This is a genomic window from Actinomadura kijaniata NBRC 14229, assembly GCF_001552175.1.
In the GTDB taxonomy this organism is placed as follows: Bacteria; Actinomycetota; Actinomycetes; order Streptosporangiales; family Streptosporangiaceae; genus Spirillospora; species Spirillospora kijaniata.
In genome coordinates this window covers 1-21593 of the sequence record NZ_BCQR01000017.1, presented here as the reverse complement: position 1 = coordinate 21593, position 21593 = coordinate 1, and the positions used below count along the sequence as shown (strand labels likewise).

Sequence of the window (21593 nt, the reverse complement as noted above, 5' to 3'; positions counted from 1 at the left end):
CGGGCGTGGACTTCGCAGCCGCGCTTCGCGAGGCCCTCCAGGGCAGCGGCCTGACCCTGGAACGGGTCCGGCACCGTCTCGCCCAGCGCGGCCTGACCGTCAGCGTCGCGACCCTCAGCTACTGGCAGCGGGGCCGCAGCAGGCCCCGGTCCCGCACGGTCGTCGCCGCGCTGGAGGAGATCCTCCAGGTGCCGCCGGGCGCGCTGGTCGCGCTGCTGGACGACCGGGCGCCCGAGGCCGCCGAGCTGTGGCCGGACCCGGTCGCCTACGCCGGGGCGGTGGGCGAGCTGGACCGCTCCGGCGAGCACCGGCTGGAGCGGATCAGCGCCCACGACCTGCACCTGCTCGGCCCCGACCGGCGGCCCCGCGCGCTGCGCGTCCGGGAGGTGCTGCGCGCCACCGGCGACGACGTGGACCGGGTGGTGTGCGTGCACCCGGCGGGCGGTGACACGACCGCCGCCCGGCTGACCGAGCTGCGGTTCTGCCGGGCCGGGCGGGTCCGGTCCGGGGGCGGGCTGGTGGCGTTCGAGCTGGTCTTCGACCGGGTGCTGGGCGCCGGGCACACCGCCGTGGTCGAGTACACGCTGACGCTGCCCGGCGACGCGCCGCCCGCCGGGCACTACGAGCGGCGTTTCCCGCGTCCGGTCCGCGACTACCTGGCGGTCGTGCAGTTCGATCCGGGAGCCCTTCCGGCCCGCTGCTACGCCTACTCCGCCGAGACCGGGATCGCGGCCCGGGAGCGGATCAGCGAGCTGTGGGTCGGCGCGTCCGGCGGCGCCCACCTGGTGATGCCGGACGTGCGGCGCGGGATCGTCGGGCTGGAGTGGGAGTGGGAATGAAGTTCAACTTTGATTTCAGAACCCCCAGAAAGCGTTGATTCCCCCCATACCTCGCAACCAAGATCGCATCGTCGCTCGTCCCCCGCATCCTCAGGAGCAACGATGAGACGCCCGCTTCGCCTCGCCCTGCCCGTCGGCGCCGTCGCCCTGTCGGCCGCCCTCGGCGGCACCGCCCTCGCGGCCGAAACCCCCGCCCCCGGCGTCAAGGTCACCCACGCGGCCCCCGGCCAGGGTCTCGCCGGCCAGTACATCGTCACGCTCAAGCCGGGCGTGTCGGTCGGCTCGACCGTCTCCAGGACCAAGGTGCGGACCCTGCACCGCTACGGCAAGGCGATCAACGGCTTCGCCGCCCGCCTGACCTCCGCCCAGCTCGCCAGGCTCCGGACCACCCCCGGGGTCGCCGCCATCGAGCAGGACGGCGTCGTGCGGGCCTCCGAGACCCAGAGCAACCCCCCGTCGTGGGGCCTGGACCGCATCGACCAGGCGCGGCTGCCCCTGTCGAGCAGCTACACCTACAACAGCCGGGGCGCGGGCGTGAACGCCTACGTCATCGACACCGGCATCGCCGCGAGCCACTCCGACTTCGGCGGTCGGGCCAGCAACGTCTACGACGCGCTCGGCGGCAACGGCAACGACTGCAACGGCCACGGCACCCACGTCGCCGGAACGGTCGGCGGCACCCGCCACGGCGTCGCCAAGTCGGTGAACCTGCGCGGCGTCCGCGTCCTGGACTGCAACGGCTCGGGCAGCTGGTCGCAGGTCATCGCGGGCATGGACTGGGTCGCCCGCAACCACGTCAAGCCCGCCGTCGCGAACCTGTCGCTGGGCGGCGGCTACTCCAGCTCCGTCAACGCCGCCGCCGACCGGCTGGCCAACGCCGGCGTGTTCGTCGCGGTCGCCGCGGGCAACGAGAACACCAACGCCTGCAACCGCTCGCCCGCCAGCGCCGCCAACGTCACCACCGTCGCCGCCAGCACCCGCACCGACGCCAAGGCGTCCTACAGCAACTACGGCTCCTGCGTCGAGCTGTACGCGCCCGGCAGCGCCATCACCTCCACCTGGCTGAACGGCGGCACCAACACCATCAACGGCACCTCCATGGCCAGCCCGCACGTCGCGGGCGTCGCCGCCCTCTACAAGGCCACCAACGGGGACGCGGCCTACGGCACGATCCGCTCCTGGATCGTCTCCCGTGCCTCCTCGGGCGTCATCACCGGCAACCCGAGCGGCACCCCCAACCTCCTGCTGAACACCGGCGGCCTGTAACCCCGGGGAAACGAGGGTCCCACGCGCCTTTCCCGAGGTCGCGTGGGACCTTTGTCACTGTTCGCGGGCTCTTGGAATTGTGGGCCATTGGCCTTACAGTGAGCGCTGAGATCGCAAGAGTGTCTGTCAGGGCCGCTGCGGGGGTCGGCCGGAGTCGGATCCGGAGGCCGCTTTGCAAAGCGTCACGGAGGAGGACCTCCTCCAGATGCTGCAGTACGGTCCGTTCAACGTCGCACTGCACGCGGCGATCCAGGCCCGCGGGTTCAGCCTGGAGACCCTGCGCCGCCGCCTGGAGGAGCAGGGCATCACGGTCAGCCTCTCCACGCTCAGCTACTGGCAGCGCGGACGCACCCGTCCCGAACGCGCCGACTCGCTGCGCGCGGTGCGCGGCCTGGAGGTCATCCTCGAACTGCCGCGCCACTCCCTGCTGACGCTGCTGCGCCCCTCGGCCGAACGCGCGGCGGGCCCGTGGCTGCCGCTGGAGGAGCTGGTCCCCGAGCCGAGCGTCCGCGACCTGCTGGACGAGATCGGCGATCCCGGCGACCGCCAGCTCACCGGCCTCAGCCTCCACGACCAGTACATCATCGGGCCGACCCGGGCCCTCACCGAGATCCGCACCCGCACGGTGTTCCAGGCTCAGCAGCGCGGCGTGGACCGCTGGGTGGCGGTCTACCACCACCCGCTCGGGCTGCTGCCCCGCTCGCGCACCGCGCGCGGCTGCCGGTTCGGCCGGGTCCGCATGGACGAGTCCAGCGGGCTGATCGCCGCCGAGCTGCTGTTCGACCGCGCCCTGTCCCGGGGCGAGACCTACCTGCTCGAATACGGCTTCACCTTCGACGAGAACGGCCCGGCGGTCAACGAGGAGGGGCGCGGCTTCCACACCCCGCAGCACGAGTACCTGATCGAGGTGCTCTTCGACCCGGCGGCGCTGCCCGCCCGCTGCTACCGCACGTGGCGGCCGGACGCCCAGACGGCGTTGAAGGACTCCGCCGACCTGCGCCTGTCCAGCTACCACAGCGTGCACTTCATCGAGTTCGGCATGGCCGCCGGATATCACGGCATCCGCTGGGAGTGGGACTGAAAGGCCCGATGATCGCTGATCGTCTGATGTGCTAGTCGCGGCGTCCGCGGCGCGCTCGGCGGGCTGGTGACGCGCGGGGGCGTGACGTTCCGGGCACGGGGCCACGGCTCGGACGAGCCCGTCGCCTCCAACGAGACCGAGGCCGGGCGCGCCAAGAACCGCCGGGTCACCGTCACCTTCGCCCGCCCCGCCGCGCGGCCCGCCGCCCAGGAACCCGCCGCGACGCCCGCCGCCCGGCACCGGCACCGGACCGGGCACCACCTGGCCCAAGCGGGGCCAGGTCGAGATCAACCGCCTGGAACGCGACGCGTCCGGCTACGCGACCCTCGTCTGGACGGTCGACAACGCCGACTCCGGCACCACCCTGGATCCGTCCTTCATGTCCGACCGGAACGGCGTCTACCGGGGATCGAGCACCAGCGCCGTCGTGCCGGCGGCGGGCGACCGCCGGATCCGGGCGGTCCGCGACGCGACCGGCCGCACCGTCGGGGCCCCCGACTTCGACTCCTGCGGACCGGCCGCGCACTTCAGGGTGGAGGGCGGGGACACCCAGCCGTTCTGGGCGATGTTCAAGGTCCCCGCCGACGTCACGTCCGTCACGGTCGAGATCCCCGGCTACCGCGCCGTCCCGAACGTCCCCGTCGGCTGACACGCCCGGCCGCGGCTACCGGACCAGCAGGTCCAGCAGGCGTTCCAGGTCGGCGGCGGGGTCGTCGGTGAGGCCCGCGTGGACCGGGCCCGGCTGGACGATCGTGCTGCGCGGCGCGGTCAGCCAGCGGAACCGCGAGCCCTGGGACTCCGCCGCCGCCTGGCCCGCCCGCTCGCCGCCGCAGCACACCCCGGCGACGCCGCGCAGCGCGGCGCGCACGCCGTCCAGGTCCAGCGTCGGGTCGAGGACGCGCAGGCGCTCCTCGTCCAGGTGGGTGCGGCAGTCCAGGTACTCCAGGGCGCGGCAGTAGACGATGACGCCGACGTTCATGCACTCGCCGCGTTCCAGCCGGGGCACGACCCGCAGCGCCGCGTACTCGAACACCTTCCGCTCGGCGTCCGGAACGATGTTGGTCCTGCTCATGCGGGGCCTCCGAGCCATCCCGGCCGCTTCTCGCCGCGCCGCGAGGCGGTGTCGGGCCTGCGCCCGCTGACGTCGAGTTCGGGCAGCCAGTCGCGGGGCGCGCCGACGCGTTCGGCGAGGATCTCCACGTACGCCTCGCGGACGGCGTCCGGGCCGTCGAAGCCCGGCTCGTCCGCCAGCCACCGGTCGGGCACGTCCGCGACGATCTCCCGCAGCAGCCCCTCGGTGATCTTCGGGGCGAACTCGGCCTCGGCGGCCTCCAGCTCGGTGGCCCACGGCGTCAGCACGTGGTCGTCCACGTCGTAGGGGCCCGCGAACAGCTTCCGGGCGTTGGCCCACGCGTGGTGGAAGATCAGGCTGGCGCCGTGGTCGATGAGCCAGACGTCCCGGTGCCACACGAGCATGTTCGGGTTGCGCCAGCTGCGGTCGACGTTGCCGACGAACGCGTCGAACCACAGCACGCGCGAGGCGAACGCCGCGTCGGTCCGCCACCCGAGGGGGTCGAAGCCGAGCGCGCCGGGCAGGAAGTCCACGCCGAGGTTCCAGCCGGTGCTGGCCTTGAGCAGGTCCTGCACGTCGGGGTCGGGCTCGTGCCGCCCGATGACCGGGTCCAGCTCCAGCAGCACCAGGTCGGGGGTGCGGAACCCCAGCCGCCGCGCCAGGCCGCCCGCGACGATCTCGGCGACCAGCGCCTTGCGGCCCTGCCCGGCCCCGGTGAACTTCATGACGTAGGTGCCCAGGTCGTCGGCCTCGACGACGCCCGGCAGCGACCCGCCCTCACGCAGCGGGGTCACGTACCGGATGGCGGTGACTAGCGGTAGCACCCGATCACGCTACCGGACCTCGCGCCGGGACATGATGGGGGCATGGACCTGGTGGACCTGACGCATCCGATCACGACGGGCATGCCCGTGTACCCGGGGGATCCGGAGGTGGAGATCGCGCCCGCGCTGAGCGCCCCGGCGGACGGGGTGAACGTCCGGGCGGTGCACATGGGCTCGCAGACGGGGACGCACGTGGACGCGCCGTTCCACATCGACGACGGCCTGCCGCGCCTGGACGAGCTGCCGCTGACGCGTTTCCTCGGGCGGGCCGTGCTGCTGGACGCCCGCGACGTCGCGCCGCGCGCCCCGATCGGGCCCGAGCGGCTGCCCGGCGGACTGGGGCCGGGGACGGTCCTGCTGATCGCCACCGGCTGGTCCCGGCACTGGGGGACCGACGGGTACCCGGCCCACCCCTACCCGTCCCCGGAGCTGGCCGAGGCGGCCCTCGCGGCCGGGGTCCGCACGGTCGGCCTGGACACGCTGAGCGCCGACCGCACCCCGCCGCCGGGGGACGCGGACTTCTCCCTGGACACCCACCGGGTCCTGCTCACCGCCCACGCCGTGATCGTCGAGAACCTCACGAACCTGGAGACCCTGCTGGACGCCGGCGGGGAGGTCGAGGTCTCGCTGTTCCCGATGCGGCTCCGGGACGACGGCGCCCCCGTCCGCGCCGTGGCGCGCGTGCGCTGAGAGTCCCGCTCCCGCCCCCCGGCTCAGTGGCCCGCGGTGTACGCGTCGAGTTCGGCCAGGTAGGCGTCCTTGACCGACCGCGGCAGCCAGGCGATCTCGAACGCGTTGCGCTGGAGCCGCGCGACCTCGTCGCGGGTCAGGTCCAGCTCCCGCTGGACGGCCCGCACGTTCTCGGTCACATAGCCCCGGAAGTAGGCCGGGTCGTCGGAGTTGACGGTCACCCGCAGGCCGAGGTCGAGCATCCGCCGGACCGCGCCGGCCTTGGTGTCGCCGGCGACGAAGCCGTTGGAGATCGGGCACACGGTGAACCCGAGCCCGCGCCGCGCGATCTCGGCGGTCAGCGCCTCGTCCTCCAGCGCGTTCGTCCCGTGGTCGATCCGGTCCACCCCGATCACCTCCAGGCACTGCCGGATGTGCTCGTGGGTGTCGGGCTGGTCCACGTCGCAGTGCGCGGTGATCATGTAGCCCTCCCGGCGGGCCCGCGCGAAGACCTCCGCGAACTTCACCGGCGGGTTGCCGCGCTCGTCGGAGTCCAGCCCGACGCCCACGATCCACTCCCGGTACGGCAGCGACTCCATCAGGGTGGCCATGGCGTACTCGGCGGAGAAGTCGCGCAGGAAGCACATGATGAGCTGGGCGCGGATCCCCAGCAGGCGTTCGGCGTCCATGACCGCCCGCCGCAGGCCCCGGATCACGATGTCGAACGGCACCCCCCGCGACGTGTGCGCCTGCGGGTCGAAGAAGATCTCGGCGTACCGCACGTTCTGCTCGGCGGCCCTGGTCAGGTAGGCGTGGGCCAGGTCGTGGAAGTCCGGTTCGGTCCGGAGCACCCGCATGCTCTCGTAGTAGCCGACCAGGAACGACGAGAGGCTGTCGAAGGTGTAGGCGTCGCGGGCCTCCGCCACGGTCCGGTACGGCATCTCGACGCCGTTGCGCTCGGCCAGCGCCATCTTCAGCTCCGGTTCGAGCGTGCCCTCGATGTGCAGGTGCAGCTCGCACTTGGGCATCCCCGCGATGAACTCGTCCACGACCCCGCCCCCGTCCTCGTCCGCGTCGGTCGCCGCATCCGGTTCCTCTCCGCGCCCGGAACCGCCGAAACGCCGCGTCCGGGCGGCCGCCCGGACGCGGCGCCGCGCGCCGGTCCTCCGCCGGGGGTCACATCTTCGCGATGACCTCGTCGGCGAAGCGTTCCATCGTGGCCAGCTTCAGCGGCAGGGTCCGGTGGCCGTGCCTCTCCTTCTCCGCGGACGTCGCCAGCCACCAGGGGGCCGCCATCGTCGCGGTCACGCCCCGGTCCGCCCACCTCCGGTAGAGGTCGGCGGACGGCATCGCCGCGATGGGGGCGACGACGTCCAGGTCCGCCAGGGTCCGGCCGTGCTCGGCCAGGAAACCGGACAGGCGGCGCAGCAGCGCCTCCAGCTCGTCCTCGGGATAGACGCGGTTGCCGATCCAGCCGTCGCCGACGCGCGCCGCCCGGCGCAGGGCCGCGTCGCTGTCGCCTCCGATATAGACCGGGATCGGCCGGGCGGGCACCGGGGCGATGGACAGGGGCGGGAAGTCGTAGTGCTCCCCGTGGTGCTCCACCAGCCCGCCCCGCCACAGCGCGCGCAGGGCCGGGATCATCTCGTCCAGGCGCCTGCCGCGCGTGCGGAAGTCCTGGCCGGTCTGCCGGAACTCGTCCTCGCACCAGCCCACGCCCACCCCGAACGTCACCCGGTCGCCCGACAGCGCCGCCGCCGTGGACACCGCCTTCGCCACCGTGAACAGGTCGCGGGCCGGGGCGACGTAGACGTTGGTGGCGAAGCGGACCCGCTCGGTGGACGCCGCCATCGCACCGATCGTCACCCACGGGTCCGGCCAGTGCGTGTCCGGCTTGTACGGGGGCGCGCCCGTGTCGCTGTAGGGGTAGGACGCCTGGTAGTCGCTGTAGAAGATGTGGTCCGACACCGCGACGGTGTCGTAGCCGAGACGGTCGGCCGCACGGGCGAGCGGAACGAACTCGCCCGTGGGCACGAACGCGGCGCCGAGCCAGAATCGCACCGGATCAGTCCTGGAACTCGGGGATGACCTTGGTGGCGAACAGCTCCAGGTTGCGCTTGACCGTGTCGAGCGGCAGCACCCCCTGCTGTCCCTGCATGAACAGGCCGAACCACTCCAGGTCGGGCATCCGGTCCAGCATCCGCTGGATGCCGCGCTTGACGTCGTCCGGGCCGCCGATCAGCGCCATCTCCACCTCGGACATGCGCTTGAAGTCGCCCTTCTCCGGGGAGATCGGCTTGTGCCGGTCGTCCTCCTTGGTGCGCAGCACCTCCAGGTAGCCGAACGGCCCGAAGAACGACGCGAAGTCCTTCTGCATGCCCTGGCCGTAGGTGGCGATGGCCTCCTCCTTGGTGTCGGCCATCCCCACGATCTTCAGGATGCCGGTGTGCTCGCCGAGCTTGTAGTCCCGGCCCTGCTTGGCGCACTCCTCCTGGTAGAGCTTGGCCTTGGCCGCGTGGTCGTCGGGGTTGGGGGTGAACATCCAGGGCATGATGCCCTCCTGCGCCGCCCGGATCACCGAGCGGTCCGACACCGTGAACGGCTGCCACAGCTCCGGGTGCGGCGACTGGTAGGGCTTGGGGCACACCGAGACCGCCCGGATCACGCCGTCGTCGTCGATCTCGCCGGGAGCCCCGAACGTCTTCGTCCACTCCTGCGCGGGCCAGCCCTCGATCCCGTCGAACGGCGCGGGGATCTCGTAGTCCAGCACGTCGCTCTTGTAGCGCAGGGTGTCCTGCTCCCACGCCATCTTCATGATCTTCAGCACCTCGCCGAAGACGTCGAAGTTGCGGTCGTCGGACTTGGAGCCGTCGGACCGGGCGGCGGCGGCGTGCCAGCGCTGGCCGAGCACGTTGGCCCAGCGCGCCTGGTAGCCGCGCGCCACGCCGAGGCGCAGCCGCCCCTGGGAGAAGTGGTCCAGCAGTGCCACGTCCTCGGCGGCGCGGATCGGGTCCCAGGTCGGCAGCACCAGGCCGAGGGGGGCCAGCAGGATGCGTTCGGTGCGGGCGGCCAGGTCGGTGAGGAACATCAGCGGGTTGACCGAGAACTCGAAGCCCTCGGAGTGGAAGTGGTGTTCGGTCATCATCAGGGCGTCGAAGCCGATGCGGTCGGCGTGCACGGCGATCTCGCGCACCTCGTGCAGCAGCTTCTGGTACGACTCGACGTCGCGGCCGATGGGCCGTCGGGTCCTGGCGTTCTCCTCGGCCGCCCAGCCGGAGCCGGGGATCTGCGGATTGAGGAAGATGGCGAACTTCACGCGGAGATCTCCTTGTCGACTTCGTCGAGCCACTGGGTGACGACGAGCAGGAACTCGGCCGGCCGCTCGGCGTGCAGCCGGTGCCCGCCGCCCGGCCACGCTTCGGCGCGGGAGGCGGGGTGCTTGAACAGGCCGTTCTCCCATGCGGCGGAGGCCGCCTGGACGGCCGACCAGCACGACAGCACGGGGCAGTCGCGGCGGGCCAGGTAGGCGTCGGAGGCGGGGCGCGCGCCGAACTGGTCGTCGCCCTCGTACATGCCCGCGAACGCCTGCGCGAGCGCCCGCGGGGACGTGGCCAGGATCTTGCGGCGGTGCCACTCGCGCAGCCAGCCGGGGGAGGCCGGGGTGTAGCACCAGCGGTCGTTGGCGAGCGCGACCGGGTAGGGGTCGCCGCTCCGCAGCCCCTCGACCATCCGCGGGAACAGGGCGGCGACCTCCGGCGGCTGCCCGTAGCCGGGATCCACGCAGACCAGGGCCGCCACGCGGCCGGGGTGCTCGACGGCCAGCGCGCTGACCACCAGCGCGCCCATCGAGTGGCCGAACGCGACCACCCGCTCCACGCCCAGGTGGTCCAGCAGCGCCACCAGGTCGTCGGCCATGTCGCGGGGCCGGTAGCCGCGCTCGGGGGCCGACGAGTGGCCGTGCCCGCGCAGGTCGGGGGCGATGACGCGGTGGCCGCGCGCGACCAGGTCCGGGATGTGGAACGCCCAGTCGTGCGAGTCGGCCCCGAACCCGTGGACCAGCAGCAGCGGCGTGCGCGTGGCGCCCTCCCGCGGCGCGTCGTCGGTGTGGAACAGGCGCACCTCACCCAGGTCGGCGAACGCCATGGGGTGGCCTCCCTCCGGCCGCCGGACTTGCTGAACAAGCGCACGCTACATCAATGCGCGCTTACCGAGCAATCGCTTGGTAGTCTCGCGGGGCGGGAGTTCGCGGAGGAAGGGGCGGCCGGATGCGGCTCGGGATCACGATGTTCACCACCGACCGGACGATGCCGGTGCACGACCTGGCCAGAGAGGCCGAGGACCGGGGGTTCGCCTCGCTCTACATCCCCGAGCACACCCACATCCCGGTCTCCCGGCGGACGCCCCCGCCGACGGGTGTCGAGGTGCTGCCGGAGGAGTACGGGCGCACGCCCGACCCGTTCGTCGCGCTCGCGGCCGCCGCCGCGCTCACCGGCACGATCCGCCTGGGGACCGGCGTGTGCCTGCCCGCCCAGCGCGACCCGATCGTCACCGCCAAGGCCGTCGCCACCCTCGACCGGGTCTCCGGCGGGCGGTTCACGCTGGGGGTCGGCTACGGCTGGAACGCCGAGGAGGCCGCCGACCACGGCGTCCCCTGGAAGCGGCGGCGCGCGATGACCCGCGAGCACGTGCTGGCCATGCGCGAGCTGTGGGAGCGCGAGGAGGCGTCGTTCGAGGGGGAGTTCGTGGCGTTCGAGGCGTGCTGGTCGTGGCCCAAGCCGGCCGGGCGCGTGCCGGTCCTGCTCGGCGGCGCGGCCGGGCCGACGCTGTTCTCCCACATCGCCGAGTACGGGGACGGGTGGATGCCGATCGGCGGCGCGGGCCTCCGCGAGGCGCTGCCCGCGCTGCGCGAGGCGTGCGCGGCGGCGGGCCGGGAGGGGGTGGAGGTGGTCCCGTTCGGGACGCTGCCGACCCCCGGCAAGCTGGACCACTACGCCGGGCTCGGCGTCACGGAGGTGGTGCTGCGCGTGCCCGCCGGGGACCGGGAGGCGGTGCTGCCCGTCCTCGACGACTACGCGGGCGCCTACCTGTGACCGCTAGCGGACCATCCGGAAGCAGAAGAACGTGGGGAAGCGGTAGAACTGCCCCTTCCCCGACCTCAGCGCGCCGAGCACGATGAACACCCACTGCCCGATGACCGCGTTCAGGTAGGCGGGCGCGATGAGGACGAACCACGCCGGGTGCTCGGTGATCGCGAACGGCACCAGCGCCACCGCGAGCGACGCCAGCAACTGGATCAGCATGGTGAGCTGGTAGTTCACCATCTGGGCCGCGTGGAAGCGGATGAACGACGACTCGTGCCGTTTGACGAAGTAGATGACCAGCGCGGGGATGAAGCCCGCGAGGATCGCGCCGAGGTAGGCGAACATCGCCCAGGTGAGGTCGTTGGGGTTGACCGGTCCCTGGGGGCCGTACGGCCCGTTCGGCACACCGGGCGGACCGTAGCCCCACCTCGGGTCGTAGGCCCCGCCGGGCGGCGGCCCGTATCCGGGAGGGGGCCCGTTCCCGGGCGGCGGTTCGTGTCCGGGAGGCGGCGGCGTGCCGGGCGCCTGCCCGTAGGGCGAGTGGTGGGGCGGCGGCTGGTCGGCGGGACCGGGCGGCGGGGGAGGTGTGTCGGTCACAGGGGTTCCTATCGCTCCGGTGGGAGAACACGCAGGAATCTACTGGAAGGGGCGGACACCGCGCGCGACCCGCCGTGGCGGCGACTGGTGTTCGACGTTGCGATACCGCAAGATTCCGGATGTCCCTACCATGATCGGGATATTGCAGGTCCGGTCCTCGTCAGTCGGGAGAAGCCCATGGCACTGGTCGACGCGCTGCGCGCCGGGGATCCCGAGCGGCTGGGCGCCTACCGGCTGACCGGACGGCTCGGCGAGGGCGGGCAGGGCACCGTGTATCTGGGCGAGTCCCCCGAGGGCGCGCCGGTGGCGGTGAAGCTGCTGCGCGCCGGGCTCGGGCACGACCCCGTGGTGCGCGGCCGGTTCCTGCGGGAACTGGAGACCGCCAAGCGGGTCGCGCGGTTCTGCACGGCGGCGGTGCTGGACGCCGAGGTGGAGGGCGACCGCCCGTTCATCGTCAGCGAGTACGTGCCGGGCCCGTCGCTGAGCCGGGTGGTGCGGGAGCGGGGACCGCTGCGCGACGGCGCGCTGGAACGCCTGGCCGTGGGCACCGCGACCGCGCTGACCACCATCCACCAGGCCGGGATCGTGCACCGCGACTTCAAGCCGCACAACGTCCTGATGGGACCCGACGGGCCGCGCGTCATCGACTTCGGCATCGCCCGCGCCCTGGACAGCGCCACGCTCACCTCCTCCGGGACGGTCGGCACCCCCGCCTACATGGCCCCCGAGCAGGTGCGGGGCGAGGCGGCGGGCCCGGCGTCCGACGTGTTCGCCTGGGCCTCGACGCTGGTGTTCGCCTCCTGCGGGCGTCCGCCGTTCGGGTCCGACGCCCTGCACGTCGTGATGTTCCGGATCACCGACGGGGAACCCGACCTGGGCACGCTCACCGGGACGCTGCGCGCCCTGGCGGCGCGCTGCCTGGACAAGGACCCGGCGCGGCGGCCCACGGCCGCCGAGGTGCTGCGGACCCTGATGGGCGACACCGAGGCCACGCGCCCGGCGGCTCCCCCCGAGCCCGTCGCCGCGCCGGTCCGGCGGCGGCGTTCGCGGCGGCCCCTCGCGGTGGCGGCGGTCGTGCTGGTCGCGGCGGGCGCCGCCACCGCCGCCACGGTGGCCCTCACCCGGCGGGACGGCACGAGGCCCGACCGGCCCGCCGCGAACGGCGGCCCGCTCACCGTCCCGACCGCGTTCACGGGCGAGTGGAGCGGGACCGGAAAGCAGAGCGACGGCAAGTTCGTCCGGGTGATCCTGCGCCTGACCGCCGGGGACGGGCCCGGGAAGGTCACCTATCCCGACCAGAACTGCTCGGGCGAGGTCCGGCTGATCGGGACGGGCCAGGCGCTGACGTTGCGCGAGCACATCACCCAGGGCGCCGAACGGTGTATCGACCAGGGCACGATCACCCTGACCCCGGACCGGGAACGGCTGCGCTTCCAGTACAACGGCAGCGAGAAGGGCCAGACCTGGGCGGTGGTCGGCTCACTCAGTCGAACACGATGACCGAGCGGGCCACCGCGCCCGAGCGCACGTGCCGGACCGCCTCGTTGACCTCGTCGAGGGGGACGCGTTCGGAGACCAGGCCCTCCAGGTTGAGGCGGCCGTTGCGGTACAGCTCCACCAGCGTCGGCAGGTCGCGGGCGGGGTGGGCGTCGCCGCCCTGGGTGCCCATCAGGCGGCGCGACCCGAACAGCAGCCCCGGCGGGATCTCCAGGTTCCGCCCGGCGGCGGGGCTGCCCACCATGACGGTCGTGCCGCCCGGCTGGGTCGCCGCGAACGCCTTCGTCAGCACCTCCGGGACGCCGGTCACGTCGAACGCGTAGTCCACGCCGCCCCGCACGATCCCGCCCACCTGCTTCGGCAGGTCGTCGGCCAGCAGCGTGTGGGTGGCGCCGAACTCCTCGGCCAGCTTCAGCTTCGACTCCACCACGTCGGCGGCGACGATCGTGGTGGCACCGGCCAGCACCGCGCCCTGGACGACGTTGAGGCCGACGCCGCCACAGCCCACCACCAGCACGCTGGAGCCGGGCTCGACGCGCGCGGTGTTGAGGACCGCGCCGACGCCGGTCACCACGCCGCAGGCGGTCAGCGCGAGCAGGTCCAGCGGCGCGTTCGGCGCGACCCGGACGCACATGGACTCGGCGACCACCGCCTTCTCAGCGAACGCGCCGATCCCGATGTAGGGCCGCACCACCTCGTCCCCGGCCGACAGCCGGGTGGTGCCGTCGGCCATCAACCCCATGATCGCCGCCATCCGGGCCCGGTCGCCGCACAGGTGGGAACGGCCGCGCGCGCAGTTGCGGCAGCGTCCGCAGGGGCCGTTCATGGCGATGATGACGTGGTCGCCGGGCCGGACGGAGACCACGCCGGGCCCGGTCCGCTCCACCACCCCCGCGCTCTCGTGGCCGAGCACGCACGGCAGGTGCGTCACCACCGGGCTCCTGCCGTCGATGGCCTTCAGGTCCGAGCCGCACACGCCGGAGGCGGCCACCTTCACCAGCACCTCGCCGGGCCCGGGGTCCTGGACCGCCACCTCGGCGACCCGGAGGGGCGCCCCGTACTCCCGCAGCAGCGCCGCCCGCATCGTCGTGCCCGTCACGTCGCACCCTCCCGTCGCCCGCCCGGAACACGGCCACGCTAGCACCAAGCAATTGCTTGGTATAGGGGGTCACCGGGGGGTTCGGGCCGTTGACACCGTCTCGGCGGCGAACTTACGCTCACGCCCAAGCGAGCGCTAGGTCACCTCGGGGCCTGCCCCCTCACCCTGCCGGAGGCGCGACATGCATCCATCCCCCATCCGTTCCCGGCTGTCGGGGGCGGCGTCCCTCGGCCTCGCCGCGAGCCTGGCCGCCGGGCTCGTGTCCGCCTGCGCCACCGGCAACGAGGCCGGTGGAGGCGGCGGCGGGACCGCCGGGGTGACCGGAACGACGGTCAAGGTCGGCGGGGTGCTCACCGTCACCAGCGCCACCGGCTACTCCACCGGCGGCGCGCGCCTCGGCGCCAAGGCCCGCTTCGACCGCGCCAACGCCGAGGGCGGCGTGCACGGCCGCAAGATCGAGTTCATCGGCGTCGAGGACGACGGCATGACCCCCGACAAGGGCGCGGCGGCCGCCAAGAAACTGGTGCAGAAGGAGAAGGTCTTCGCGGTGCTGCCGGTCAGCGCCCCGCAGTTCGGCGGCGCGGAGTTCCTGGAACAGCAGAAGGTGCCGTGGCTGGGCTGGGCGACCGGGCCGTTCTGGTGCGGCAAGCAGAGCGCGTTCGGGTTCAACGGCTGCCTGGCCCCCAAGCCCGGCCAGGGCACCCAGACCTGGTGGGGCCACCAGATCGCCGCCCAGCTCGGCGGGGTCAAGGGCAGGACGGTCTGGGTCCAGGCCACCGACTCCACCGCCAGCAAGTACGCGTTGCAGACGATCGGGAAGTCGTTCACCGCCGCCGGGTTCGCCCTGGCGGGCACCTCGGCCGCGCTGCCCGCCCAGGCCCCGCCGCAGGACTGGTCGCCCTATGTCAACAAGATCATGAAGAGCGCGGGCGGGAGGGCCCCCGACGTCGTGGTCTCGGTCATGGCGGGCGGCAAGTTCAACTCCGGCCTGTACGCGGCGCTGAAGAAGGCCGGGTACAAAGGCCTCATCACCGACGCGACCTCCTACGACCCCAAGGTGCTGGCCGACCCGCAGACCCGCGAGGCCCTCGACGGCGTGTACGCCGCCCCGCAGTTCGAGCCCTACGAGTCCGACGCCCCCGACGTCACGCGGATGAAGGACGACCTGCGCAAGGCGGGCGTCACCCAGTTCGACCAGCACGCCGCCACCGGCTACTGGTCGGCCGACGTGTTCCTCAAGATGCTGGAGAAGACCGGCAAGGACCTCACCCGTGAGAGGTTCTTCGCCGCCACGCAGGACTTCAGCTACGAGAACAAGGGCTTCGGACGCATCCGGTTCCCCTCCGGCAAGACCGAGTCCAACGGCTGCGGCGCGCTCGTGAGGCTCCAGGGCGACAGGTTCACCGTTGCCCAGAACCTCAAGTGCTTCGCCAACACCCCGCTGTAACCGCAGCCCATGACCGAACTGATCGGCTACGTTCTCAGCGGGCTCGTCACCGGCGCGGTGTTCGCGCTGCTGGCGTCCGGGCTGACGCTGTCGTACGCGGCGACCGGGGTGTTCAACTTCGCCCACGGCGCCGTCGGGTTCCTCACCGCGCTGGTGTTCTTCGAGCTGACCGCCGGGCTCGGCTGGCCGGTGTGGGCCGCCGGGCCGTTCACGATCGTCGTGTTCGCGCCGCTGCTGGGCTACCTGCTGCACCGGCTGATGTTCCGGGGCCTGGCGTCGGCGGGCGAGACCGCGCAGATCGTCGCGACCATCGGCCTGACGATCGCGCTGCCCGCCCTCGGGCTGTGGACCGTGGACGTGCTGGTGGAGACGGCCGGCGCGGACCTGCCGAAGGTCACCGAGGGCGCGGCGGCGCGCGGCCTCGGCCCCCGGCCGGTGGAGCACTGGAGCCCGCTGGGCGGGGTGAGGCTCGACTCCGACCAGGTCACCACGTTCGCGCTGGCGCTGCTGGCGGCCGTCGCGCTGTGGGCGGTCATGCGGCACACCCCGCTCGGCCTGCGGATGCGCGCCACCGTCGACCGGCGGCGGCTGGCGACCATGCGCGGCGTGGACGCCGACGCCGCCTCCGCCCAGGCGTGGATGCTGTCGTCCACGCTGGCCGGGCTGGCGGGCGTGCTGGCGGTGCCGACGCTGGGACTGGACTCCAACGCGTTCACGGTGCTGCTGTTCGCCTCGGCGACGGCGGCGGTGTTCGGGCGGCTCCAGTCGATCCCGGTCACGTTCGCCGCCGGGCTCGCGCTCGGCGTCGTGCAGAACCTGGTCGCCGGGTACGCCGACTTCGCCGAGAAGGTCACCGGGTTCCGCACGGCCGTCCCGGCGATCCTGCTGTTCGCCGGGCTGCTGGTGCTGGGCCGGTCGCGGGCGCGCGTCGCCGGGTCGATCGCCGAGGACGCGCCGCCGCCCGACTACCTGGCCGACCTGCCGCGCTGGCGGCGCGCCCTGCCGTGGACGCTGTCGGTGGCGGCGCTGCTGGCGTGGACGCTGACGGTCGGCGACGACTACTGGGTGGGGCTGGTCGCGCAGGGCCTGGTGCTCGCGCTGATCTTCTGCTCGTTCGTGGTGGTCACCGGCATCGGCGGCATGGTGAACCTGGCGCAGGCGTCGTTCGCGGCGCTGGCGGCGCTGACGGCGGGGCTGGCGTTCGGCAAGGGCCTGCCGTTCCCGGTCGCGGTGCTGCTCGGCGTGCTCGCGGCGGTCGCGGCGGGCGTGCTGGTCGCGCTGCCCGCGCTGCGGCTGGGCGGGCGCGTGCTGGCGCTGGCGACGCTCGCGCTGGCGCTGCTAGCCGACCAGGTGCTCTTCCAGATCGACGCGTTCTCCAACGGCACCGTCGGCTGGAAGCTGCCCGCCGTGTCGTTCGGGGTCGGCGACACCAACGACCCGCGCGTGCGGGTGGTGCTGCTGCTGGCCGTCCTCGGCCTGGTCGGGCTGCTGATCCGCAACCTGGAACGGTCGGCCTCCGGCCGCGCCGTGCTCGCCGTCCGCTCCGCGCCCACCGCCGCCGCCGCGGTCGGCGTCTCGGCCGTCCGCGCCAAGATCACCCTGTTCGCGCTGGCGTCCGGGATCGCCGGGCTCGGCGGGGTGCTGCACGCCACGTTCAACGGCCAGATCACCGCCACCGACCTGCCCGCCCTCACCGGCTTCGTGTGGCTGGCCGTGGTGGTGCTGCAAGGGGTGCGGCGCGTCGGCGGCGCGGTCCTCGGCGGCCTGATCATGGCGCTGTTCCCCGAGGTGCTCGACAACGTCACCGACTCCCAGTACGTCGGGATGATCCTGTTCGGGCTCGGCGGGATGATCCTGGCCAAGCACCCCGACGGCGTGCTCGCCCAGTTCGCCGAGCAGCGCTACCGCCGCCGCAGGCGCCACGACCGCGGGGCCGAGGCGCGGGCCGTCGCCGAGGCGGCCGCGGCGCCCGAGACCGCCCCGCACGACGGGGACGCGGTGCTGCGGCTGGAGGGGATCGTCGCGGGCTACGGCGACGCGACCGTACTGCGCGGCGTGGACCTGGCCGTCCCGGCGGGCAGCGTCGTCGCGCTGCTCGGCGCCAACGGCGCGGGCAAGTCCACCGCCTGCGCCGTCGCCGCCGGAACGCTCGTCCCCACCGCCGGGCGCGTCCTGCTCGACGGCCGGGACGTCACCTCCCGGCCCGCGCACCGCCGCGCCCGCGACGGCGTCTACCTGGCCCCCGAGGGGCGCGGCGTGTTCCCCGCGCTGACGGTGGAGGAGAACCTGACGCTCTGGCTGCCGTCGGCCGCCGACCGCGCGGAGGTCTACGCGCGCCTGCCGCGCCTGGCCGAACGCCGCGACGTCGCCGCCGGGGCGCTGTCGGGCGGCGAGCAGCAGATCCTCGCGCTCGCCCCCGCCCTGGTCCGCCCGCCGCGCGTGCTGATCGCCGACGAGCCGTCGCTGGGCCTCGCGCCGCTGGTGGTGGAGCAGGTCTTCGCGCTGTTCGGGGAGCTGCGGGACCGGGGCGTGGCACTGCTGATCGTGGAGGAGAAGGCCAGCGAGGCGCTGGCCCTGGCCGACACCGTGGCGTTCATGAGCCTGGGCCGGGTGTCCTGGGCCGGACCGCGCGAACAGGTGGACCAGGACCGGCTGACCTCGGCGTACCTGGGGATCGGGGGAGCACGATGATCGAGGTCAGGAACGTCGGCGTCCGGTTCGGCGGCGTGCGCGCGCTGTCGGACGTCGGCCTCACCGTTCCCCGGGGCCAGACCTGCGGGGTGATCGGCCCCAACGGCGCGGGCAAGACCACGTTGTTCGACGTGGTCACCGGCCTGCGCCGCCCCACCACCGGGACCGTCCTGCTCGACGGGCGGGACGTGACCGGCCTCAGCGCCGTGCGGCGGTCGCGGATGGGACTGCGCCGCACCTTCCAGCGCCCGCAGGTGTTCGGGCGCCTGACTGTGCTCGACAACGTCCTCACCGCCCTGGAGTGGCGCGGCGGCGGGGGAGGGCTGGCCGCCGACCTGGTGGGCTGGCGCGCCCGCCGCCGCGTCGAGCGCGACCGCCGCGACCGCGCCCGCGCCGTCCTGGACCGCTGCGGCATCGCCGACCTGGCCGGCTCCTACGCCGCCGACCTGCCGATCGGCCGCCGCCGCATGGTGGAGCTGGCCCGCGCCCTGGCCGACGACCCGGCGGTGCTGCTGCTGGACGAGCCCACCTCCGGCCTGGACGAGGAGCAGGCCGCGCTGTTCGCCTCGGTCGTGGCGTCCCTGGACGCGACGGTCCTGCTGGTCGAGCACGACGTCGGGTTCGTGATGGCGGCGTGCGAACGCGTCGTCGTCCTCGACCTCGGCAAGGTCATCGCCGACGGGCCGCCCGACCGCGTCCGCGAGGATCCGGTCGTCCGCGCCGCCTATCTCGGCTGACCCCGGCCGCCCCGGACGGAGCCGGATACGGACATCGCGGCGAAGGGCTCGTTACGGCGCGCGACGCGTTCCATACTGGGAGCGGTTCCCCGGCGGGCGGGAGGAGGCGCGATGGACGGGTCGTGGCGTCCGCACGGCGGCCTCCCGCCGGAGCCCAGCACCTTCGTCGGCCGCGAGCGGGAGCTGCGGCGGGTCCGCGACGCCCTCGCCGCCGCGCGGCTGGTCACCCTCACCGGGCCCGGCGGCGTCGGCAAGACCCGCGTCGCGCTGCGCGCCGCCCGCGACGCCGCCGTGGCGTTCCCCGACGGCGTCCGCCTGGTGGAGCTGTCGGGACTGCGCGACCCCGGGCTGCTGGCCGACACCGTCGCCACCTTCCTGGGCGTGCGCGACGGCATGGCCCCCATCCCGGTCGACCTGCTCGCCGGCGGCCTGCGCGACCGGCGGCTGCTGCTGGTGCTGGACACCTGCGAGCACCTGGTGGGGGCCGCGGCGGACCTGGTGCGCGCCCTGCTCGCCGGCTGCCCGGAGGTGCGCGTGCTGGCCACCAGCCGCCAGCCGCTGGACGTGCTCGGCGAACGCGTCCTTCCGGTGCCGCCGCTGGCCGTATCCGTCTCCGGGTCCGCCTGCGGGCCCGCCTCCGGCGACGACGCCCCGGCGGGGAGCGGCGACGCGGTCGCGCTGTTCGCCGCCCGCGCCGCCGAGGCCGTGCCCGGCTTCGCCGTCACCCGCGCCAACCGCGCCGACGTGGAGCTGCTGTGCCGCCGCCTGGACGGCATCCCGCTCGCCATCGAACTGGCGGCGGTGCGGCTGCGGACCCTCAGCCTGGAGCAGCTGATGCGGCGGCTGGGCCTGCTGTTCTGGACGCTGGGCGACGGACCCTCCGAGGAGGCCCGCCACCAGACGCTGCGCACCACCGTCGGCTGGAGCCACGAGCTGTGCGCCCCGCACGAGCGGCTGCTGTGGGCGCGGCTGTCGGTGTTCGCCGGCGGGTTCGACCTGACGATGGCCGAGGACGTGTGCGCCGACGACCGCCTGGACCGCGTCAGCGTCGTCGCCCGGCTGGTCGGCCTGGTGGACAAGTCGATCGTGCAGCGGGCCGGTCCCGACCGGTACGTCATGCTCGACACGGTCCGCGAGTACGGCGCGGCGTGGCTGGAGCTGGTCGAGGACGTGCGGCCGCTGCGCCGCCGCCACCGCGACTGCGTGCTGCGCCTGGCCGAGGCCGCCGCCGGCCGCTGGCTGACCGGCGACTACCTGGACTGGGTGCGGCGGCTGGAGGCCGAGCGCGACAACGTGCGCGCCGCCCTGGACCACAGCCTGTCGGTGCCCGGCGAGCGCGCCACCGGCGTGCGCCTGCTCAACGCCCTGTGGCACGTGTGGATCGGCCGGTCCCGCTTCGCCGAGGGCCGCCACTGGATGGACCGCGCGCTGGCGGTCACCGGCGAGGCGACGCCCGGCCGCGTCGGGCTGCTGTGGCGCAACGCGGTCTTCCGGGTCTCCCAGGGCGACCCGGAGGCCGCGCACGCGCTGCTGGCCGAGGGCCTCAAGCTCGCCGAACGCGCCGACGACCGCCCCGGGTACGCGCGCGTCCAGCGCACGCTGGGGATGGCGGCCACGTTCCTGGGCGACCGGGCCGGGGCCGAACGCGCCTTCGCCGAGGCGCTGCCGGTCTTCGAGGCGGCCGGGCTCACCCGGGACCTGGTCGTCCATCGGCTGCTGCGCGCGTTCCTGCACATCCGCGACGGCGAGCCCGGCCCCGGGATCGCCGAGTGCGCGGCCGGCCTGGCCCTGCTGGCCGACCAGCCCGGCGAGCCGTGGGCGCGCGGCTGGTTCTCCTACATGAACGCCCTGGCGCACTGGTTCGCGGGCGACGTCGAGTCCTGCGCCGCGCACCTGATGCCCGCGCTGGAGATGTTCCACCGGATGCGGGACCCGGTCGGCGTCACCAACTGCTTCGAGGTGCTGGGGTGGGTGCTGGCGCGGCGGCGGCGCTACGCCGAGGGCGCGATCCTGCTCGGGGCGGCGTCCCGATACCCGGCGCGGACCGGCGTCCCGCACCTGGGCGACCGGGCGCTGGCCGCCCAGCACCGGCGGCTGGAGGAGCAGGCCCGCGCGGCGCTGGGGGCCGAGGCGTTCGAGCGCAACCACCGGCGCGGCCGGACGCTGACGCCGGAGGAGACCGTGCGTTTCGCCCACCGCGGCGGGTTCGGCGCGGGTGACCGGTACCGGGCGTAACGCACCGACCGCGTCCGCGGCGTCACGCCCGGTGGACATAATCCCGGCGTGACCGATGACCTGCTGGAAGCCGAAGTGCGCGTCGCGCTGGCGCTGGCCGAGGACGACCACGACACCCTGGTGGCCGAGCTGGCGGGGGAGCACCCGGCCGCCGCGCGGGCCGTGGCGGCGGGGCTGGCGGCCTACCGGCGGGAACAGCGCGGCTGGGGCGACCGCATGACCGACACCGAACGGTTCCTGGCCGCCTGCCGCGACCTCGACGCCGCCGGGATCGCCGCGCGCGCCGACTACACCTGCTGCCGGGAGTGCGGCCTGCGGGGCGTCGCGGTGGAGGCGCAGGACGTGCGCGGCTACGTCTTCTGCCACCGGCGGGGCGTGCGGGCCGCCGCGCGCGGCGAGGGGCTGGCGCTGGTGTACGGCACGCTCGCCGGGGACCCGGCCGCGATCGCCGGGGAGGT

General features: G+C 74.0%; 20 protein-coding genes. 12 read left to right on the top strand and 8 right to left on the bottom strand.

Translation table 11 applies throughout. The features are described 5' to 3' along the window. The first annotated feature begins 5 nt into the window (after window positions 1-5). From AKI01S_RS07155 to AKI01S_RS07140, 4 genes are all read left to right on the top strand, one after another. On the top strand, window positions 6-839 hold the full coding sequence (locus AKI01S_RS07155; protein ID WP_067813109.1) for a helix-turn-helix domain-containing protein: 834 nt from the start codon (window positions 6-8) through the stop codon (window positions 837-839). A 102-nt stretch (window positions 840-941) separates the two neighbouring features. Next, complete coding sequence (locus AKI01S_RS07150; RefSeq protein WP_067813107.1) at window positions 942-2105, top strand: S8 family peptidase; 1164 nt, start codon at window positions 942-944, stop codon at window positions 2103-2105. A gap of 205 nt (window positions 2106-2310) precedes the next feature. Beyond that, window positions 2311-3186, top strand: a complete 876-nt coding sequence (locus AKI01S_RS07145) for a hypothetical protein (protein WP_067813106.1) — start codon at window positions 2311-2313, stop codon at window positions 3184-3186. A 379-nt stretch (window positions 3187-3565) separates the two neighbouring features. Next, window positions 3566-3835, top strand: a complete 270-nt coding sequence (locus tag AKI01S_RS07140; RefSeq protein WP_067813105.1) for a hypothetical protein — start codon at window positions 3566-3568, stop codon at window positions 3833-3835. Between the two features lie 15 nt (window positions 3836-3850). On the opposite strand, the gene AKI01S_RS07135 is transcribed toward AKI01S_RS07140, so the two are convergent. Both AKI01S_RS07135 and AKI01S_RS07130 read right to left on the bottom strand, forming a co-directional pair. Beyond that, the gene (locus AKI01S_RS07135; protein WP_067813103.1) at window positions 3851-4258 is read right to left on the bottom strand and encodes a DUF3037 domain-containing protein; all 408 of its coding nucleotides are present in this window, start codon (window positions 4256-4258) and stop codon (window positions 3851-3853) included. Continuing rightward, window positions 4255-5082, bottom strand: a complete 828-nt coding sequence (locus AKI01S_RS07130; protein WP_067813102.1) for a HipA family kinase — start codon at window positions 5080-5082, stop codon at window positions 4255-4257. The genes AKI01S_RS07135 and AKI01S_RS07130 overlap by 4 nt, the downstream gene beginning before the upstream one ends. Window positions 5083-5124: 42 nt before the next feature. Between AKI01S_RS07130 and AKI01S_RS07125 the strand changes: the two genes are divergently transcribed. Beyond that, a complete protein-coding gene (locus AKI01S_RS07125) occupies window positions 5125-5772 on the top strand; it encodes a cyclase family protein (protein ID WP_067813101.1) in 648 nt (215 codons plus the stop codon). Window positions 5773-5795: 23 nt separating this feature from the next. Here the strand turns inward: AKI01S_RS07125 and add are convergent, their stop codons facing one another. From add to AKI01S_RS07105, 4 genes are all read right to left on the bottom strand, one after another. Next, window positions 5796-6800, bottom strand: a complete 1005-nt coding sequence (gene add, locus AKI01S_RS07120) for an adenosine deaminase (RefSeq protein WP_218009585.1) — start codon at window positions 6798-6800, stop codon at window positions 5796-5798. Window positions 6801-6927: 127 nt separating this feature from the next. Continuing rightward, a complete protein-coding gene (locus tag AKI01S_RS07115; RefSeq protein WP_067813100.1) occupies window positions 6928-7812 on the bottom strand; it encodes a TIGR03619 family F420-dependent LLM class oxidoreductase in 885 nt (294 codons plus the stop codon). 4 nt (window positions 7813-7816) lie between these two features. Next, the gene (locus AKI01S_RS07110; RefSeq protein WP_067813099.1) at window positions 7817-9067 is read right to left on the bottom strand and encodes an LLM class flavin-dependent oxidoreductase; all 1251 of its coding nucleotides are present in this window, start codon (window positions 9065-9067) and stop codon (window positions 7817-7819) included. Then, on the bottom strand, window positions 9064-9894 hold the full coding sequence (locus AKI01S_RS07105; protein ID WP_067813090.1) for an alpha/beta fold hydrolase: 831 nt from the start codon (window positions 9892-9894) through the stop codon (window positions 9064-9066). Before AKI01S_RS07105 ends, AKI01S_RS07110 begins: the two co-directional genes overlap by 4 nt. Before the next feature lie 122 nt (window positions 9895-10016). Between AKI01S_RS07105 and AKI01S_RS07100 the strand changes: the two genes are divergently transcribed. Beyond that, window positions 10017-10841: an LLM class F420-dependent oxidoreductase gene (locus tag AKI01S_RS07100; RefSeq protein ID WP_067813089.1), complete on the top strand. Its 825-nt coding sequence runs from the start codon at window positions 10017-10019 to the stop codon at window positions 10839-10841. A 3-nt stretch (window positions 10842-10844) separates the two neighbouring features. Here AKI01S_RS07100 and AKI01S_RS54190 read toward each other — a convergent pair whose 3' ends face one another. After that, the gene (locus AKI01S_RS54190; protein WP_281185955.1) at window positions 10845-11429 is read right to left on the bottom strand and encodes a DUF4870 domain-containing protein; all 585 of its coding nucleotides are present in this window, start codon (window positions 11427-11429) and stop codon (window positions 10845-10847) included. 177 nt (window positions 11430-11606) lie between these two features. Here AKI01S_RS54190 and AKI01S_RS52740 point away from each other — a divergent pair, with 177 nt between their 5' ends. Continuing rightward, the gene (locus tag AKI01S_RS52740; protein WP_067813087.1) at window positions 11607-12929 is read left to right on the top strand and encodes a serine/threonine-protein kinase; all 1323 of its coding nucleotides are present in this window, start codon (window positions 11607-11609) and stop codon (window positions 12927-12929) included. Here AKI01S_RS52740 and AKI01S_RS07085 read toward each other — a convergent pair. After that, window positions 12913-14010, bottom strand: a complete 1098-nt coding sequence (locus AKI01S_RS07085; protein WP_067813157.1) for a zinc-binding dehydrogenase — start codon at window positions 14008-14010, stop codon at window positions 12913-12915. The genes AKI01S_RS52740 and AKI01S_RS07085 overlap by 17 nt on opposite strands. Before the next feature lie 196 nt (window positions 14011-14206). Between AKI01S_RS07085 and AKI01S_RS07080 the strand changes: the two genes are divergently transcribed. From AKI01S_RS07080 to AKI01S_RS52505, 5 genes are all read left to right on the top strand, one after another. Then, window positions 14207-15472, top strand: a complete 1266-nt coding sequence (locus tag AKI01S_RS07080; protein ID WP_067813084.1) for an ABC transporter substrate-binding protein — start codon at window positions 14207-14209, stop codon at window positions 15470-15472. Between the two features lie 9 nt (window positions 15473-15481). Continuing rightward, entirely contained in the window at window positions 15482-18163 is a 2682-nt protein-coding gene (locus tag AKI01S_RS07075; protein WP_067813081.1) for an ABC transporter permease subunit, read from the top strand. Continuing rightward, complete coding sequence (locus AKI01S_RS07070; RefSeq protein ID WP_067813080.1) at window positions 18160-18900, top strand: ABC transporter ATP-binding protein; 741 nt, start codon at window positions 18160-18162, stop codon at window positions 18898-18900. The genes AKI01S_RS07075 and AKI01S_RS07070 overlap by 4 nt, the downstream gene beginning before the upstream one ends. Window positions 18901-19011: 111 nt before the next feature. After that, the gene (locus tag AKI01S_RS07065) at window positions 19012-21135 is read left to right on the top strand and encodes an ATP-binding protein (RefSeq protein ID WP_067813079.1); all 2124 of its coding nucleotides are present in this window, start codon (window positions 19012-19014) and stop codon (window positions 21133-21135) included. A gap of 48 nt (window positions 21136-21183) precedes the next feature. Then, window positions 21184-21593, top strand: a 410-nt coding sequence (locus AKI01S_RS52505; RefSeq protein WP_439951660.1) for a DUF6891 domain-containing protein, incomplete at its 3' end; no start/stop codon positions are given.